The sequence below is a fragment of the Planctobacterium sp. R6 genome, from assembly GCF_055755215.1.
Genome location: NZ_JBVTQY010000005.1, coordinates 189750 through 208288 on the forward strand (window position 1 = coordinate 189750; position 18539 = coordinate 208288).

The window sequence follows — 18539 nt, forward strand, 5'->3', positions numbered from 1 at the left end:
CTTAGTCTACAAAAAAGCCTGTCTGAAAACAGGCTTTTAGACTAATCGGCATTGGGAAACTAATCTTGTTCGATGAACGACCAGTCACCGGCTGCAAATTGCATTCTCATCTGAATGGGTGCCGCAAGTGGAATAAACCGGTCCACGTTCGCGAATGGATATCGCCCTAATTGCCCATCGGAAGAGCGCAACACATAAAAATGATGATTGGAATCGCGACGCACTGCCAGATCCGCTTTGCCATCACCATCATAATCGTTAACCACCGGAATATCAGACTTACGCTTGCCAAAAGTAACCGTCTCTTCCTGCCCATCGCTGGAGCGCTTTATCCACCAGGTAAAGGTTTCTGGTCTGCGGATGATGAGATCCGATTTACCATCGCCATCCACATCAGCAGTGATCGGGATATCACCGGCATTCATTGTCATTGGTATCCGACCTATGCTGTCGTCAGAAGAATATTTAACATACCACATTTGGTTTTTCAGTCTGGCTACTGCCAGATCTGTTTTACCATCGCCATCATAATCGCCTTGCACCGGGATATCCTCTGGATCAAGACCAAACCTGATGCGCTCTATGCCATGATAGGAGGAGGGTTTAATATACCAGGTAGTATTCCAGGGACGACGCAAGGCTAAATCTGACTTTCCATCGCCATCGTAATCGCCAATAACCAAAATATCCCCCTCCTGTAATCCGAATTGACCACTTAAGACATCGTTATCGGATGAACGGCGGAAAACATAGTGCTTTGTCGATGGGTTTCTGAAACCAAAGTCCGTAATTCCGTCACCATCAAAATCTCCCGAAATAGGTATCAGCCCGGAAGACTCACTAAGCGTTACCTTATTCACTGTATTATGACGAATTACTTTGTCCAGGTGCTCAGTATGACCACTGTCTGTATTATTCGATATGCCGGCAAATTCCGCCTGACCATCGCAATTGAGATCTATTTGCTGATTTATCTGTCCAGCTCTCTGGCATATTCCACTACCAGGTAAGTACACACTATCGAGAGAAGACCATTCACCTGAAATGGTGATGATTACCTGAGAAGTAGCTTCGTTTTGGTTAGCCACCCTATAAATATAGATGGTATAGCCATCGGATAGGGCTATTTGATTGTCTTCATCGAAACTGATATGCCGATTATCGACTTTGACAGCTGGTACCTGCTCGGCATCTTTTAACGCAAACCAGATATACCCAGAAGCCAGATAGCCACGATAATAAATGGACGTGGTCTCTCCTTGCCTTTCAGACGGCGTGAACACATAAGCATTTTCACCATGCTGGGCATCATTTACCCGACTTTCAGTCTCCGGCTCTATATGCCAATTATCAAACGACACGGAATCATCTTCATTCCAGTAATCAAAGAAACTCAGGTGGGCAGATTTAGCCTGCTCAAAAGATTCAAAGTAACCAAAATCATGGGGCGTTTTGCTGTAATCATTGGGATCGGCCCCTGACAAAACTTCCATCAATTCATTGTAACCATCACCATCAACGTCCGACTCAAGGTCATTTACCTGGTATGGGTCCAGCCCCAACCTGTTCTCGAAGGTATTGCTAAGGCCGTCATTATCTATATCTGGATCGCTATTGTCACCGATTCCATCACCATCTGTATCCGTGGACTCGTGTGGGTCAAACGGAAAAGCATCTTCAATATCAGGTACTCCATCATCATCGATATCGTAAGTTTCAGAGGTAATTACCAGCTCGGATTGTGCCCAGACACAATTTAACGGAGTACACACTTCCAGTTGATAGTAATAACTCTCTTCGGGTGGCGAGGTGTCATTATAGGTATAGTAATAATCGTCATCTGCCAGGGGGTAAAGCGCCGCGAAGTCATCACTGAATATTAGTTCTGGCTCGGTACTCCCGGCTTTGTTGCGATACAACGTAAAGCTTTGAGCCGACTCCCATTGTTCATTGAATATGGCAAATCGCACATTGACACCCGCAGCTGATAATTCCGTGTGGATATCCGACCAATCATGGTGAATATAGGTATAGTCAGATGCCACATCTGACATGAAGTAAGCCGGAGCGCACACATCTTCAATGCAGGAACGCGACACCAGATTCAGAGTGTCAGAAGCAGGTAGAGAGGTTAACAAAGATGCAGCCTGCACCGGGTCACCATCAAACACATGAGCATATTCACCCGTCTCAGTGTTAACCTGCCAGAGTTTTACCCGATTAATCGCAGTATTCAAATACTCAAATTTTCGCCATTCAGGATGACGGAAAAGCAACTGCACCTTGTCATCCGTTATCCATCCCCCGGATGCCGTAAAGGGGACAAATGACATTAATTCAGGAGCTGCGCCGGTAATCGAAAAGTTACCCAACACATGATGCCCGGTATTTACGGTAATTTTACTGTATTCCCAAATGTTCAGATCCAAACCACGATCAGAAACAGAGAGCAGCTCTTCGTTGTAATACAAAGAGAGTAAACCGTCTTCATTCAACGCGACTTTGAGGTTAATCCACTCCTCATACCCATCTGTAAATAAAATTGGAGTGTCCCAAAATGGGGAATGCAGTTCAGCTTCTTCACCGTATCGATAGGCAATGCTGAACAAGTTTTGCAAATAAACCGTATTTTCGCCGGAGCTGACATGCTGTGTTTCAATAGCAACACTGAGCAATTCAGAAACGTATAGCGGTAAATAAAGTTGAAAATCTAAAGCAGTGTCTGCCGCTAATGGCAAGAAGTAACCGCTGTTAATCTCTCCTGCGAAGGCCTTTTTATCATCAATATCAATGACGCTACCACCTTCAGGTAACAAGCTGTCTTCACTGTCAAAGTGGTATTCAGACGTAACTAACATATTGTTCAGTGCGTTCAGACTCGTCGCTGCGGTGTAGTTACTACACCCCAGATAGCTACAGGTTCGCACAAAAAGATAGAGCGTCTGATTGAAATCAAGCGCATTCAGCACATAATCAGACTCAGCTGTGCTGGCAGTTAAAACGACATGCTCACTGGCATCAGTAGCCGAGTTACTGACCACAATTTCATGAACGACACCGGGCATCTCAGCGTTTATTTTTAACAATATGTCACTGACAACCGGGGAAGGTTTGGAAGTCACTATCTCAGGAACTTCCGGAATAGTGTCGCCACTGACGTCATTAATCAGGTCCACACTCACTTCCTGGCTGTGCTCACTGCATTGCTGTTCTGAACATACACGGGCCACAAGGTTTAAATGCTGCCCGGTTGCAATATCAAATGATACCGCCTGAACTCCTAATTCAGGAGACACCAATGACATCTGGTGTACTACCGAATATTCCCCCGTGGACGAACGCTGTAACACCTCCAGCTCTGTAGGTGTTGCCACAATATCAGCACGCTGCACACTATCGCTGAAATTGACATTAAAGCTAATATTGGCCATTTGACTACTGGTTAACTTAATTACATCAGTAACTAATGGTGCAAATGGCGCCAGACGCGTCATCTCTTCTGTCAGTGTAAAATCAGCAATATCACTCAATGCCGAACAGACTTCCTGTTCTATCAATTCCACCAGTGCAACGAAACAATATTGAGTTTGCCAACTCAGTGTGTCACCTATGTTCAGGTCGGAAAAATCACTATGCTCACCGCGATAATTAATGCTTTGGGCTTGTTGCTGAATAACTTCACCGCTATCAACTCGATAAAACTTAACTTTCGTCAATTGTGCTGCGGAATGAATCTGTGCGGTTACGTTTAGCCCTTGCGATGTCCACTCCAATAAAGGTGCAGCAACCGATACCTGAACATTATCAAAGTCGACCAATTCTGTTTCTGGTTCACTCAACTCAGGTGTGTAAACCGTATGCTGTTCACTGCATTTTGCATACGCTCTGGAGCAACCTTGCACATAAAATTCTGTGCCCTGAACCTGAAATTCTTCCGGTAAATTAAAGTAAAGGTCGCCACCTGTGTATAAACTAAAGACATTAATACGCTGAGTGTAGAGCAACGAAAATTCACTATCTTGTGGTGCTTTTACCCAGAGATGGTAAACATCCACATAGGGATCGCCAGTAAGATAAATACGCGGGCTATGAGCCGTGGAAAAATCAATGTCGAGTTTAAAATCCTCATTAACAGGCAATGTTGAAGCATCTACTTCGGGCAAAGAGTAATAACTGGCAGGCCCGTATTCAGGGTAGAAACCATCGTCATAAAAACTGGTGTAATACGGCATGATTGCAACATAGGCCCCGGCATTGTTATTTCCGTACAAAGTAAAATTATTAATCCCGGTATTACCACTTTTCCAGTTTTCACTGTTTTTCTGGCGATATAACGCTGATACACCATAACCCTTGAGTTCACTTGTGGGAGCGCGAAAAGGGAGTTCATACTCAAATAAAAGGCGATAAGACATAAAACCCATTTGCAATTCAAAATTACTCAGTGGCCCAGGTATGTCAGGATTAAAATAGTCTGGTACTTCAATCCCGCCAATAACATTGAGAGAAGCAGTTTCTGTACAGATATTTTGTGTACAAGACTGCACGGTATAAAGATACTCACCCCCGTCAATAATATCCTCGTCTATGAAGGAAAATGACGCACTGTCTGACTCAAATACGGTAACAGGTTCCTGGGTTGAGCGACTGAGAGTTCTGATAAGCTTAAATAAATCAGCGTGCAAATTTGCGGAAAAATACAGCTGATTTTTTAGCGAGGTTTTTAAAAACTCTATGTGAGTATCAGCCTCATCAATAGCTGTTCGATGTAAAACCTGACTAACGCAACCACTGGCTACACAAGACATCAGAGTATATTCGGCACTAATTTCAGGGTATTCAGTATCGTGATAAAAAAGCGTATCGGAGTCCTGTAACAATTGAATAGATTCGGTTTCACCTTCCAGAATACGAGATAAGGTATAGCGCCCTCCTGTTACAGGCTTCCAATGAATCGCAAATCCCGACTCATCCGCGAATGGCATAATATGCCCATTATTTTTTTCAGGGATCAGAATAGTTTGCCTGGAAGAGATATTGCTGCTGCATGCCAATGTGTAGCCATATCCTTTGTCAAAACAGTTTTGCAAAATAATATTGCTGTTTAATGCTTCCGAAACCCCTTTAGAAATGAATACACTGGTTTCCTCGATATTCAGCTTGTCTGTGCGATTATCTGTATAAACCAATTGCACCGTACCCGGCTCTTTCTCATTGGTTAATGTCACGTTATAACCAACAAAATCACCACCCTCGGCCAGCACTTCAAGAGTAAATTCCGGCACTGTGGCAATATCTTCTATGTAAACAGTTTCACTATTGGCGATATCCTGCTCATTGCAAAGAAAGTTTGCTTTGCAAGGGATAAACTGATAATTAATATTACCCGGTGTTGTGATCCCGACATCTGAAAAAGCCTCACCGCTAAGATAATATTCCTGTACATCGCCACTTTCCATGTGAACCCTGCGCAGCTTTAAGAGCTCACCGTCATAATCAATGTTGCTTATTTCAGCCGAAAAATCCTCAGGGGTACTGATTGCAATCCCTCGAACAGTGGGAAACTCATTGTTGAACACCTCGTCCAAACTGATCAGAAAGTGCCTGTTACTGTTTTCATCATTGTGTTTCGTGATGACATGGAGTTCATTATCTTTAGCGCTAATGTCCAGAAACTTGAGGTTATAATCAGCATTGGAGTTCAGCCTGTTATATTGACCATTCTCTGATGCAAACCGAATAAAGGCGTACTGGTTTCGCACCCGATCGTAAACCAAAAAAGGCGCGCGAAAATATTCTGAACTGTCATTCTTATGGGTTTTTAACCGGATTTCGTCGATGATATAAACAAGATAGCGGCCATCTTTGCTAACAGCGAAAACCTGATTGGTATCCAAAAGCTTTATGTCAGAGTGGCTAAACAATGACTCAACACTTTTTTCTGCCGAGGCAATATCCCATAAATAATATTTATCATCATAGCGGCCATAGTAAAACACCTCAGTTTCCTTGCTGGCAGGCGCTAACAGTGCCGCGCCTTGTGCCCACCAGGTAGTAATATAATCTGCGTAGTCTAGTGGGGGCCTGATGGGCATCTGAATGATTTCATTGCTGCTGCCATCCGCACTAACAGCAATAACCGCTGCCCCACATGCAGAAAAAATAATGGCTCTTTGTTGACTATCCACAACACGTAGTTCTGGATTAAAACTTGAAGTATCGCTGCAACGCTCAGGCAGAGGTAGATTGATCGCTGACCAGGTACCAGCCTCAACATCAAACTGATAGAGCTGCTTTTCATATAAAAAGTACAGATAATCATCTGCCATGACGCTGCTGGCATTGATAGCCTGGTCGTCAAACAGTTCCGGCATCGCATACTCATAAGTTTCGCCGGTATTTATATCGTAGCGATGCAACCAGTCAGTGGCATCCCTCGCTCTTGTGCCAGAAAGCGCGAGGTTAGCCGTGTAGTATATCGACTGCTCATCTGCTGATAAGTGAGGGTTTGCAATAATATTGGTGTTTAAGCGACCAGATATGGTCAAATGCAATAGCGTTGCTTGTTCGGGGGTTTCCCAAACCAGCGTGGCGCGGTTTCGGGCTCCGGGTAATTGATATCCGGCTATTTCGCCGCCCCATGCCAGGTATAAACGCGACTGCCCGTTTTCAGCCTCATCCACATATTGATACTTTGCGGAGAATGTCGGGACGACTTCACTAAAAAAGGAATCACTGCCCAATGCAGACGCAGCAAATACTGAAACCCCAAAAGCCAGCAGACGCTTAGCAAGCGTGAAATAAGACATGCTCAAACTCCATTTCATTGTTATACCCTGTTATCTGTCAGTGAGACGTTACCAGGGTATATTTTATTCCACTACCACTTAAAAATAAGCGAATTTATTTTGGCGCTCATCATAATTTTATTTACCCGATACAGCAATCTTTACTCAAACACCAAAACAAAACTTGCAAGTTTTCAGACAACAAATATACTGTATTTATATACAGTATAAATTTCAGGTCTTCAGGTATTTTCGGTGAACAACATCCTTAGCTATCTTAAAAATAAGCATTTGATATGGCAGGGAAAAGCTATTAATGAGCCCGACAGCGGCAGCCTGTCTGGCTACCCGGAACTGGATGCGGGGCTGGAAGGCGGATTGCCGACCCAGGGGGTTATTGATATTCACTCCGATATTGGTATTGGTGAACTGCGCCTGTTTTTGCCTTATATTTTGCAGCGCCAGGCCCGGCAACAACGCCTGCTGGTGATCATTGCACCGCCTTTACAGATCAATGGTGAAATGTTGGCGGAACTGGGCATTGATTTAAATCAGGTATTAGTGATCCGCCCGGGAGACCAACAACAGGCTTTATGGGCAGCCGAGCAATGCCTGAAAAGCGACTGCTGCCATACCGTACTAAGCTGGTTGCAGAATCTGGAAATACACCAGGTAAAACGATTACAACTGGCGGCAAAACAAAGTCATGCCGTACAGGTTATTTTTCGCCAGCAACAAACTCAGGGGTTGTCCCTGCCTGTTACCTTGTCTATGTCTTTGCAACCACAAGCACAAGGTTTGCGCATCAAGGTAAATAAGCGCATTGGCAGTTGGCGACACCAGGATATCCAGCTAAATATGCAGGCACTCTGGCCAGCTCTGCAATTACCGGAACAACATAATAACGATAACAATATTATTCCGTTTCCAAAGCAACGCGCCAGTTAATTCGGTTACGAGTCATTATGAAAAAGTTGTGGTTATATCTGCATTTTCCCCGTCTGCAGATGGACTGTCAGTTTTTAGCAGAACAGCATAGACCCGTGATTATTCTGGAGGCTAAAGACAATAGCACCCGGCAACTGAATGAGCTCGCCAGCAAAGCCGGCATTAAACCGGGAATGGGCTTAGGTACCGCCTGTGCCCTGTGCCATGATTTACATGTAGAGCCTTATAACTCTGACCTTGAAAGCAATAAAATAAAACAGTTATGCGATAGTTTGTACCAACTTACTTCGGATATTTGTTTATTTCCACCCGATGGCATTTTATTGCGTATTCACAATATGTTGCGCTTTTACGATGGCCTGGACAACTACTGGCAAGCCATTTCAGGCACACTCGATAAAAATAACATCCGCTACCATTACGCCACGGGTGCTACCCCGTTTGCCGCCAAAATATTAGCGCAAAGCCAATGGGATCAGGTGTGTGAAGATCGCCAACAAATGCACCAACAGGTATTGGCTCAACCCCTGGATGCCAGTGAATTGCCTACCAGGGTGGTGGACAACCTGAAACGGGTTGGCATCCGGCTGATAGGGGATTTAGCCGCCATGCCACTGAGTGAGATTGCCAGGCGCTTTGATATTCAGTTAGTCACTTATATGGGCCGACTGCTGGGGGAGCTGCATCATAGCATCAGCTTTTATCATCCTGAAAAGCGCTTTAACCGTCGCCTGGAATTGTTGTATGAAATAGATAACACCCAGATACTGCTGCCGCCAATTCAGTTACTACTTCAGGCATTAGAAGATTTTTTATTGATTCGGGATCAGGTCACCGAAGAACTTTTACTAAATCTGCACCAGCGGGAACAAGCCAGCTTAACCGTCACAGTAAACAGTGCTGAGGGAGAATATCGGGCTAAAGTGTGGCAAACCCTGATGCAGCTGAAGCTGGAAAGTGTACAATTGCAGTCTCCGGTATACGCCTTATCACTGGAAACGGGTAACACCCACCTAAAAGCCCCGAGAGCAGATGATCTGTTCTCCGGAAAAAAAACCGCACTCTCCCAGACACAGCTGATTGCTATGTTACAGGCTAAGCTGGGACAAGAGTTGGTACAACAAATCTCACTGCATAATGATTTTCGCCCGGAGCAAGTTAACCGTTACCAAAACGCAGGAAAAGCCTTGTCGCCATTACCAAAACTACAGGCAAACCGGCCTTTTTTCCTGCTATCTGAGCCCCGGAAACTGACCGAAAAAGTCCGCCTATTACAGGGGCCTGAGCGCATCGTATCTGGTTGGTGGGATGATCATGCCATTACCCGGGACTACTTTATCGCCCATTCTGCCCAGGGAAGGTGGTACTGGGTGTTTCGCACCGCTGAGCAGCGGTGGTTTCTGCATGGCGTATTCGCTTAAGCGTTGAGTTATTGCCCATGTATTACGCTGAACTATTTTGTCAAAGCAATTTTTCTTTTCTGACCGGTGCGTCCCACCCGGAAGAACTGATGCAGCGAGCCAATTTTTTAAATTATCAGGCACTGGCCATTACCGATGAATGCTCCGTGGCAGGTATTGTGCGGGCCTACAGCGAACAACAAAAACACCAGCTTGCCATTAAACTTATCATTGGCAGTTATTTCTGCTTTCAACAAAATCTGAAACTGGTACTGCTCTGCCCTCATAAAGAAGCTTACAGTGAACTTTGCCGTATCATTACCAATGCCCGCAGACGCTCAGAAAAAGGCGAATATCAACTGGAAGAATGGGATCTGAAAAGCTGCCAGCACTGCCTGGTGATTTGGTTACCGCAAGGCGATAAAGAACAGGATAACCATTGGGCGAAGTGGTTAATCAGGCACTACCCGCAGCGTCTGTGGCTGGGGGTACAGCGTCACCTGACCGCCAATGAACAACGTTATATACAGCACTGTAAACAACTGGCTGAACAGTATCAGATCCCTGTCACCGCCTGTGGCGGCGTTCTGATGCACGAAGCGGAGCGTTTGCCATTGCAACAGGTGGTTACCGCCATCAAAGAGGGTATACCGGTTGCTCAATTAGGACGGGACTTACTCAGTAACGCCGAACGCGCTTTGCGCCCGTTAGATAAAATCAAATCTTTGTATCCGGAGCAGTGGATAGTAGCAAGTACTCACATAGCACAAAGATGTAGCTTTAGCCCGTCTGAACTGAAATACCAGTATCCCGAAGAACTGATACCCAAAGGCTATACTCCACGCCAGTATCTGAGAGAATGCGTGCTTCGGGGAATGGCTGTCCGATTTGCCCAAAGGCCTGATAACTACTTCGGCATTAAACGCACCATTGCTAAAGAACTCCGCCTTATTACAGAAATGCACTATGAATACTTCTTTTTGACCATCTACGACATAGTACAGTTTGCCAAACAACAACAGATCCTCTACCAGGGGCGAGGTTCAGCGGCCAACTCCGTGGTTTGTTATTGTCTGGAAATTACCTCAGTAGACCCACGGCAAATCTCGGTATTGTTCGAGCGCTTTATCTCCAAAGAACGCAACGAACCGCCTGATATTGATGTGGACTTTGAGCACGAGCGGCGCGAAGAAGTGATTCAGTATATCTATCAGAAGTACGGCCGGGAACGCACAGCGTTGGCTGCCACAGTCACCACCTACCGTTTTAAAAGTGCACTACGGGAAGTCGGAAAAGCCCTGGGTATTGCCGAAGTGCAACTGGATTACTTTATTAAAAACATCAATCGTCGTGATCGCGGCCTGGACTGGCAGGCCCAAATTGTAGAGCTGGGTCTGGCCAGTAACGCCAGCCAGAGTGAAAAACTGGTGCACCTGGTGGAAGAACTCAAAGGTTTCCCCCGGCATTTATCACAACACGTGGGGGGCTTTGTGATTTCAGCAGGGCCGCTTTATCAGTTAGTGCCGGTAGAAAATGCCGCGATGCCGGAGCGCACTGTTATTCAGTGGGATAAAGACGATCTGGAAAGTCTGGCTCTGCTTAAAGTGGATGTACTGGCGCTGGGCATGTTGACCGCTATCCGCAAGATGTTTCAGTTAGTCTGGCAGCATTATGGCCGTAAGCTCAGTATCACGGATATCACCCGTAAACAGGACGATGCCAATGTCTATCGGATGATCCAAAGAGCCGATACCGTCGGTGTGTTTCAGATTGAATCCCGCGCCCAGATGAGTATGTTGCCACGCCTGAGGCCGAAAAATTATTATGACCTGGTGATCCAGATAGCCATCGTCAGACCCGGGCCTATCCAGGGGGACATGGTGCATCCCTTCTTGCGTCGCCGGGATGGTAAAGAGCCAGAAAGCTACCCATCAGAAGAAGTTAAAGCCGTGCTCAGCCGAACCCGTGGCGTACCTATCTTTCAGGAGCAGGTAATTAAGCTGGCCATGGTAGCGGCTGATTTTACCGGAGGCGAAGCGGATCAGTTGCGCCGGGCCATGGCTTCCTGGAAAAAAAATGGCGAGCTGATGAAGTTTAAAAGCAAACTCATCAGCGGCATGATGCACCGGGGTTACAACTATGACTATGCTGAACGTATATTCAAACAAATCTGTGGTTTTGGTGAGTATGGTTTCCCGGAGTCTCACTCAGCTTCATTTGCCATACTGGCCTATGTTTCCTCCTGGCTGAAATACTATTACCCCGAAGCCTTTTACACTGGACTGATGAACAGCTGGCCTATGGGTTTTTACACTCCTTCGCAACTGGTACAGGATGCCAGACAACACCAGATCAGAGTATTACCCGTATGCGTTAACCGTTCTCAGTGGGATCATTTGATGGAAAAACAACAAGATAAGTTTGCCATACGTCTGGGTTTGCGTCAGGTGAAGGGATTTTCCGAAGATGCAGCTCACAAGCTCATAAAAAACCGTCCGCAGTCCGGTTATCAATACGTGAGTCAGCTAAAGCAATTGACGATTAAAAGTAACGAATTGCAGGCACTGGCCAGTGCCGATGCCATGCACATGATAGAAAAAAACCGCTATCAAACCCGTTGGGCGTTACTCAATACAGAGTCGGAATTACCCCTGTTTAATACACTGCACGAACCTGCCACAGGCAATCAGCACCAACCTGACGATGTAGAAAACCTGCTGGAAGATTACCAGGCCACCCGCCTGACCCTGAAGCAACACCCGATAGCCTTGTTGCAAGCCAATGGCAAATTGGACAAATTTGTCTGCGCCACCGGACTTGCCCAGATACGGCATCAAGCAATTATTAGTGTTGTGGGTATGGTAACAGGTCGTCAGGCGCCCGGAACCGCCTCTGGCGTCACTTTCATCACTCTCGAAGACCATACCGGCAATATTAACGTTATCGTCTGGAGAGCCACAGCCAGAGCCCAAAAACAAGCCTATCTGAAAGCTCAGATCCTCAAAGTCACCGGTATCCTGGAGCGTGGTGACGGCGGTGTCACCCATATCATTGCCGGAAAACTGGAAGACCAAAGTCATCTGTTATCCCAGCTAACAACCCGTTCCAGAGATTTCCATTAAGCGCAATATCAAGTAAATTACCAATATCAATCACATCAAGGATGACTCATGAGCAATGAACCTCACTATGCCCGCTACAGCTTGGCAGAGCTGCTCGAAGTTAAAGAAAATATCGACAGAGACAAATTTCCAAATCGGGCTGAAAAGGTAGATGCTGAAATCCAGAAACGCCTGGATGCCGGCGAAAAGCCGGAACCATTCGAAACACAAGACGACGAAGTGGACGAGGAAAGCTCAGAAGCCTTTATTCTGGACTTTCAGGGTGCCGAACGACAGACATTCAGAAAATTCTTTCTTGGTAGTGTTGTTCTGCTACATCTTTTACTGGCTGGATTCATTAGCCATAAACTTCACATCCCGGAAATCGACTCTCTACCCCAGTACCTTATCAATGTTGAAACAACCCGGTGCCAGAAAATGGGCAGCAGAGAATACCCCTACTATGATTTCGTGGTGCATTCGTGGGGACATCAGTTTTACGCCGTGGATATCAAAGGTCAGTTATGTATGAGGCTGCAACGAGACATCCCCAAAGATTCAGACCTTAAAATCTGGCATGATAATGGGGTCATTTTCCATATGACACTGAATGATAAAGTACTCCTATCGCAACAATACCTGCGATCAAATTACCGAGGCAACCGCCTTGAACAACTGAAAGCCTGGTGGATGTTACCGCTACTCTTTTGGGTACTGATGTTTAAATCCGTGGTCAATGCCATCAGACCGGGTACCTTTACCAAAGAATAAAAAAGGCACTCGATGAGAGTGCCTGGTGCGATTTGAGTTAGTCCACAAATGGACTACGTATTTTGGATATCGAATTTAATTTCACCGGCCGGTTTAATGGTTGTCCACCGTCTCGTGCAATCGGCACCCAGGGGATGCGACCCCGACCTGTAGATGGTCGCAAGGAGAACAAATCAAACGGGATAGAAATATAAAATCCCTTAGTGAAACTCCCTTCACCATAATCTTCTGCCGAGATATCCGTCAGTGCAGCATACGCTCCCACGACAATCCCGCTGTCGAAACGACGCGCAAATTCCACATTAACGCCTTTATCTTCAGCCAAAAACTGGCCAACGTTAAAGCTCAGTTGCACGTCTTTCCAAAATGATGGCTTCCAGTAAACACTGGCATGACCCGTAAGCGCTTCGTAATCTCTGAAGTCATAATCATTTTCAAACGAGCGTTGCTTAACATAGTTGAGATCCAGACCAAAGCCAAAATTGCTGTCTACTTCCTGATAGAAGATTTCGCCACCGATACCACCGTACATCGTTTCCAGGTAACCGGCATAAACCTGCGCATAGGTATTAGGGGCTATCTGATCCACCCAGTTAGCAAACAGGGTATCGACTGAAACCCGGCTTTTCCGAACATATTCACGAATATACGTTCTGACCCGGGGCACAGGTGAATCGTAGTTATCAACTTTGAAGTTAAACTTATCCATGTTCTCCAGCAGTATCGCCTTTACGCCACCGGTAATTCTGAAGTTGGAATTAAAGGCATACCCCCCGGTACCATACAGGCCGCCCTGATACAGATAGAAAGCCTCCGGTGAGCCGAATGTCTGAATCCAAAAGGTATCCAAATTAGCAAAAAAACCACTGACTTGTTTATCCTGCTTTTTCGCGATCACCTCTTGTGAAGGTTCCTGACGTTTCCAGGTGGTGCTGATGTCATGTTCCAGTGTCTCGTAATTTGCCACCTTAATAAATTCAGGCGCATCTATCACCGTTTCCACCAGAGGCATACCCATCGCAGTTTCAACGATATGGTAGCTTTTCACGCTGTCTGGCAACTTAGCCGCCATCGCACGCCCCATTCTTTCGATGGCATCCTGTTCGTCTCTGTAGCGGGTTCTTGAGCCGTAAACGATATATTGATCTTTATTGATCACGGTATTGGATATTATCAATCCCGATTGAGACACTTTAGCCATCAGCTCAAATTGTCCGACATCCTGAACGCTGACATCCGGATCGCGATCTTTCAAAGACTGAGGTTGAGGCTGCACTTTGGCCTGGCTGGCGGTATGGAAATTAAACGCGTAGTTAACGCTGAAACCGAATGTATTTCCTCTTTCCCATGACAAACCAAAATCAAAATCGTTGTAGCGATAATTAACACCGAAGTTCCAGCGACTGTCCTGCACTAGCGGCTGTGCCCTTTCTCTGGTGTAGTCATTGCCCTCGTATTCAATCTTAACTCGCAGCGGCTCCCATGGCGTCTGATATTCTAAACCGGCAATCAAAGACGTATTACCACTAAAAAAGTCGTCAAAATTTATCTGACCGCCCTGATCATCACCAAACCCGCCAAAGCCTTTGCGCTCGCAAAATCTGTCGGCAATGTCGCAAAAAGGATTGCTTACAGAACCCGCATTCCCCAGATATCCAAAGCCAAGCCCCAGGTGAAAATCAAAATCTCCGAGTCGTTTACTGGCAGTAATATACTCACTTTCAAAAAAGCCGGTACCACCAAAATCACGAAATCCAACAGCTACCTGAGGCAGATAAAGTGATTCCTGCAACAACCTGAATTTTACGTCAATGCCTTTATCTTTGGCAGTTTGGTCGCCACTAAATTCTGGTACTTCGCTATACAAAAGGTTTCTGAAATCCGTATACCTGACTGTTGCTTCCATCCAGGGAAACAATTGTAAACTCGCCGTCCAAAAACGATATTCCCCGTTGTCCTTATATCCAAGGACCATATCGCCTTCATTCAGCATACGCGCCGTGGGAGTTTGTAATAACCCCACGCCACCTAAATCGCCCTGAGAATACGGCAAACGGGTGTGGTGATAACCGGAGTCAGCTTCATTTGCATGCGCCGGAAACAAGGCCGCAGTAATGGCCAGACTGCACACTGTGCGATAAAAAAAGCTCACGGTAAACGACTCCCTGCTAACTCGGCCACCATTTCATTTAAGATTGTATTTTCACTGCTAAAGGGTAATTCCCGTAAAGGAATGTAAATACTTCCGCCCGGTGGGACTTCTACCCGTTGCATACTATGAACGCCGGTTGAAACCCTTTCGTAAGTGCCATCCAGTTTGATGACATATACAAATTCATTGTCGGCATAATCCAGCCGTTCAAACTTTTCCAGATAAGACTGCACCGGCGCGGCACCTATGTGATTTAAGGTCAGAACCGTCGCTACAGCACCAAACACCTGCACCTGATTACTTCGGGCGGGGAGATGTAATAAATAGTCACCATCATCAACACGCGGATTGAGTTCTTCCCGGACACGGGCAAAATCATAATCAATTAGCAGAGGAACCCGGTGGGCTAAGTTCCATCCATCTATTTGGCTTAACAAGGAATTCAGTGCCTGATACTTTGCTGTCTTAACGCCCGTCTCAGACTTTAAATCGTTAATCATCTGCAGGCACTGTTGTTTTAGGCCCAGTTCCTGCACTGCAGATCGGTTATACAAAACAGCAGCAGGCCAGAATATATCGCGATTTTTAACCACCCCTTTAAGTACGGTTTCGATTCTGGGGTTGCTGTCGTAAACTAACTGGTTGCTGAGGTAATCGATTCTTACCTCAGCGTTTACCTGAAAGAGGCTTAACACGCAGAGACTTGCTAATATGACTCTCACTATCACTCTCCTTGTTGCAGTAATTCAGCCGCAGTGCTTACAAATGTAATTAAAAATTCATTACTGTGTGGCGCGGTACGCTGTTTTGCCTTCAGCAAGCGATTACTGTGTCTGTCGAACCAATAGACGTTATCCCATTGCTGATTTCCAATTAACCAGTTTCTCTTTGCTTTAAATTCCACTGATTCGGTGACTTTTATGGTGCTGAAATGGTGTTCAAGAACCGTGATATCTTCACTTTCAACCGTAAAATTTGATTCGCTTAGATATCCATATTCGCCCGATTCCCAGTCAGATAATGAGCGCCAGCTGGAGCCATTCAGTTTTTCGGGTTGCAATAAGGGGTCCGGCCCAATACCACTCAAACTAAGTAAATCATTCTTAAACCCCTGGGTTCTGATGATTCGGCCTGATTCAACCACCAACATTGCCCTGTCTTCAGAGATCCACTTATCTTTACCTTCTTCGGCAAACGCTTTAGCTATGATCGCAACAGGTCTGTCACCACTTTTGATCAATGCCAGATCCACTTTAGATTCCAGAACTTTATCAAGACTGATTTCAGCATCCTGATTCAGGCGATAGGCTAATTTAAGCGAGGTAATATGGGATTGTAAGGGGTTAGTACATCCATTTAGCAGAAACAGAAATACAAATATGGCAGATAATTTTTTCATGGCAGGAATATTCTTATTGTCATTAAAAAAGCCGCCCTGAGGCGGCTTTCTGAATCCTTTGCTTACTTATTGTGGTAAGTAAGTGAAAGTAACCGGTACCAGAATAGTTGTTGTACCTGACAAAGTCTCAGTCAGTGTAGTACCGTAACAAATACCATCGATCAGTTCGTCGCCAGCATTACACTCAGGACCCGTTACGATATCCTGACATACGCCGTTTACTTCTTCCTGGCCAGATGGACAAACACATGCACCACCAACGATAATCTGATCAGCACGACAATCGCGACCGTCATCGTCATTGTTGGCAATAATCGCCGCAGCAACACCTACTGCAACCGCGCCAATCACGACTTTGTTTTCAGAAATAAAACCACTAACAGAGTCAGTAGCTGCACCAGCTTCGGCTTCCTCTTGCGCTGATACGTTTGCTCCCAGCGACAAGAGAGCGATCATCATTAAAGAAATTAGTTTTTTCATAGTATGCTCTCAAGTAAAGATAATTAACTAGTATGAATGCTACAAGATCAACTGTGTAGCTGCAACATCAATTTTTAATCCTTAACATAAAATTCTCTTTATCTTAAGGAAGATACGCGCAATTTTGGAAAATATCGGATTGCGACGCAATTGTAACCTGTTTAGCTAAGAATTAATCCTATAAATTTGAATTACTTGTAACTGTCGATGACATTATAGTAAAGCGCATCGTTTTGTAAGTTCGGCTTCACAGGGAAACAAGCACTGTTTCCAGCAACGCAGTTACTCAGGGTAAGTGTCTCCCGGAATAATGCGGAACAGATTAAACGACAGCGTCACCATCAGGATTGATTACAGGAATAGTATGTTCAAATATGTTTTTTTAGTGTGCATTGCAATATCAACACGTGCTTTTGGCGCTGATCAGTTTAAATGGCCTGAGCAATACAAGGCAGCTGTAAGTTTAGGATATGACGATGCACTTATCAGTCAGTTAAATAACGCGATACCTGAGCTAAATCGCCTTGGCATAAAGGCCAGCTTTTACCTCAGTTTAAATAGCCCGACTCTGGTGTCTCACCTGTCACAATGGCGACTAGCCGCACAACAAGGGCATGAATTAGGTAATCACAGTCTATTTCATCAATGCAGAGCCTCTAAGCCCGATCGTGAATGGGTCTCAGCTGACAATGATCTTGATAAGCTGCCTGCTAAATCTTATGTGCAGCAAATTCGCGTCGCCAGCAATTACCTTAATGCAATCGATAACAATACACGTCGCACATTCACAGCACCCTGTGCAGATGTGAAAGCGGCCGGCGAATTCTATCTGGATCAAATCAAAACCTTGTTTGTGGGTATTAAGAGTAAAGTGGTGCAACAACCCATAGACAACATGCTTGTAGAAAACCCCTATGCCGTCAGCTTTATCGCCCCTTATGATGTTACCGGAGAAGCACTCGTAGCCTTGGTTAAACAAGCGGCGAACAAAGGCACTATGATACATTTTACCTTTCACGGGATCGGTGGTGATTACCTGAGTATCAGTAACCAGGCACATAATACGCTATTGAGATATCTTTCTGAGCATAAGCAAACCCTCTGGACCGATACCTTTATCAACATCGTAACCTATATGAAAAAGGAACAACGTCGTCTAGGCATTGATTACGACACCCAACCCGTCGCCAATAGCTTTAAGTAAAAACCAAATGCAAAAAAGGGCCACCCAATTGGATAGCCCTTTCTCTAACCAGGAGCCTGGCGATTGCGCCCGCCATGGATGGCGGAAGTGTCGGGGATTGTCGGGAACAATCTCGACCTACATTATTCGTCTCATCCCTGAGACTCACCCCTTCGGGTGACGGTCATCAGGGATGTGTTTACGACGAGTCTGCCCAAGCCTGCCTGAACGACTGCACAAGGGTGAAACCCGTTTAAAAATAGCGAATACCTGGAGCTATTTTAGGGTTGAACGCGAGACAAGGGGACGTCGAGCTG

10 protein-coding genes are annotated in these 18539 nt (G+C 45.5%); 5 read left to right on the top strand and 5 right to left on the bottom strand.

Features of this window, described 5'->3' with window-relative positions; all coding sequences use genetic code 11:
* Positions 1-59: 59 nt before the first annotated feature.
* On the bottom strand, positions 60-6809 hold the full coding sequence (locus AC0J20_RS05675) for an FG-GAP-like repeat-containing protein (protein WP_473020945.1): 6750 nt from the start codon (positions 6807-6809) through the stop codon (positions 60-62).
* Positions 6810-7043: 234 nt separating this feature from the next.
* Here AC0J20_RS05675 and imuA point away from each other — a divergent pair, with 234 nt between their 5' ends.
* From imuA to AC0J20_RS05695, 4 genes are read left to right on the top strand one after another with little or no spacing between them, the layout of a single operon-like run.
* On the top strand, positions 7044-7736 hold the full coding sequence (gene imuA, locus AC0J20_RS05680; RefSeq protein ID WP_229529662.1) for a translesion DNA synthesis-associated protein ImuA: 693 nt from the start codon (positions 7044-7046) through the stop codon (positions 7734-7736).
* 17 nt (positions 7737-7753) lie between these two features.
* The gene (locus tag AC0J20_RS05685; protein WP_473020946.1) at positions 7754-9157 is read left to right on the top strand and encodes a Y-family DNA polymerase; all 1404 of its coding nucleotides are present in this window, start codon (positions 7754-7756) and stop codon (positions 9155-9157) included.
* Between the two features lie 17 nt (positions 9158-9174).
* Positions 9175-12258: an error-prone DNA polymerase gene (locus tag AC0J20_RS05690; protein ID WP_473020956.1), complete on the top strand. Its 3084-nt coding sequence runs from the start codon at positions 9175-9177 to the stop codon at positions 12256-12258.
* Positions 12259-12306: 48 nt separating this feature from the next.
* Entirely contained in the window at positions 12307-13008 is a 702-nt protein-coding gene (locus AC0J20_RS05695) for a hypothetical protein (protein ID WP_473020947.1), read from the top strand.
* Between the two features lie 37 nt (positions 13009-13045).
* On the opposite strand, the gene AC0J20_RS05700 is transcribed toward AC0J20_RS05695, so the two are convergent.
* From AC0J20_RS05700 to AC0J20_RS05715, 4 genes are all read right to left on the bottom strand, one after another.
* Positions 13046-15160, bottom strand: a complete 2115-nt coding sequence (locus AC0J20_RS05700) for a YjbH domain-containing protein (RefSeq protein WP_473020948.1) — start codon at positions 15158-15160, stop codon at positions 13046-13048.
* The gene (locus AC0J20_RS05705; protein ID WP_473020949.1) at positions 15157-15882 is read right to left on the bottom strand and encodes a capsule biosynthesis GfcC D2 domain-containing protein; all 726 of its coding nucleotides are present in this window, start codon (positions 15880-15882) and stop codon (positions 15157-15159) included. Before AC0J20_RS05705 ends, AC0J20_RS05700 begins: the two co-directional genes overlap by 4 nt.
* 2 nt (positions 15883-15884) lie before the next feature.
* Entirely contained in the window at positions 15885-16559 is a 675-nt protein-coding gene (locus AC0J20_RS05710) for a YjbF family lipoprotein (RefSeq protein WP_473020950.1), read from the bottom strand.
* Between the two features lie 66 nt (positions 16560-16625).
* A complete protein-coding gene (locus AC0J20_RS05715) occupies positions 16626-17039 on the bottom strand; it encodes a hypothetical protein (RefSeq protein ID WP_229529656.1) in 414 nt (137 codons plus the stop codon).
* A gap of 364 nt (positions 17040-17403) precedes the next feature.
* On the opposite strand from AC0J20_RS05715, the gene AC0J20_RS05720 reads away from it, so the two are divergent.
* Positions 17404-18243 carry a polysaccharide deacetylase family protein gene (locus AC0J20_RS05720; RefSeq protein WP_229529655.1) on the top strand — a complete coding sequence of 280 codons (840 nt, stop codon included), beginning with the start codon at positions 17404-17406 and terminating at the stop codon, positions 18241-18243.
* Positions 18244-18539 lie beyond the last annotated feature (296 nt).

Coding starts and splice junctions, on each gene's coding strand:
- AC0J20_RS05710 (WP_473020950.1), bottom strand. CDS start 16,559: ATGAAAAAATTATCTGCCATATTTGTATTTCTGTTTCTGCTAAATGGA.
- AC0J20_RS05720 (WP_229529655.1), top strand. CDS start 17,404: ATGTTCAAATATGTTTTTTTAGTGTGCATTGCAATATCAACACGTGCT.
- AC0J20_RS05695 (WP_473020947.1), top strand. CDS start 12,307: ATGAGCAATGAACCTCACTATGCCCGCTACAGCTTGGCAGAGCTGCTC.
- AC0J20_RS05675 (WP_473020945.1), bottom strand. CDS start 6,809: ATGTCTTATTTCACGCTTGCTAAGCGTCTGCTGGCTTTTGGGGTTTCA.
- AC0J20_RS05690 (WP_473020956.1), top strand. CDS start 9,175: ATGTATTACGCTGAACTATTTTGTCAAAGCAATTTTTCTTTTCTGACC.
- AC0J20_RS05715 (WP_229529656.1), bottom strand. CDS start 17,039: ATGAAAAAACTAATTTCTTTAATGATGATCGCTCTCTTGTCGCTGGGA.
- AC0J20_RS05685 (WP_473020946.1), top strand. CDS start 7,754: ATGAAAAAGTTGTGGTTATATCTGCATTTTCCCCGTCTGCAGATGGAC.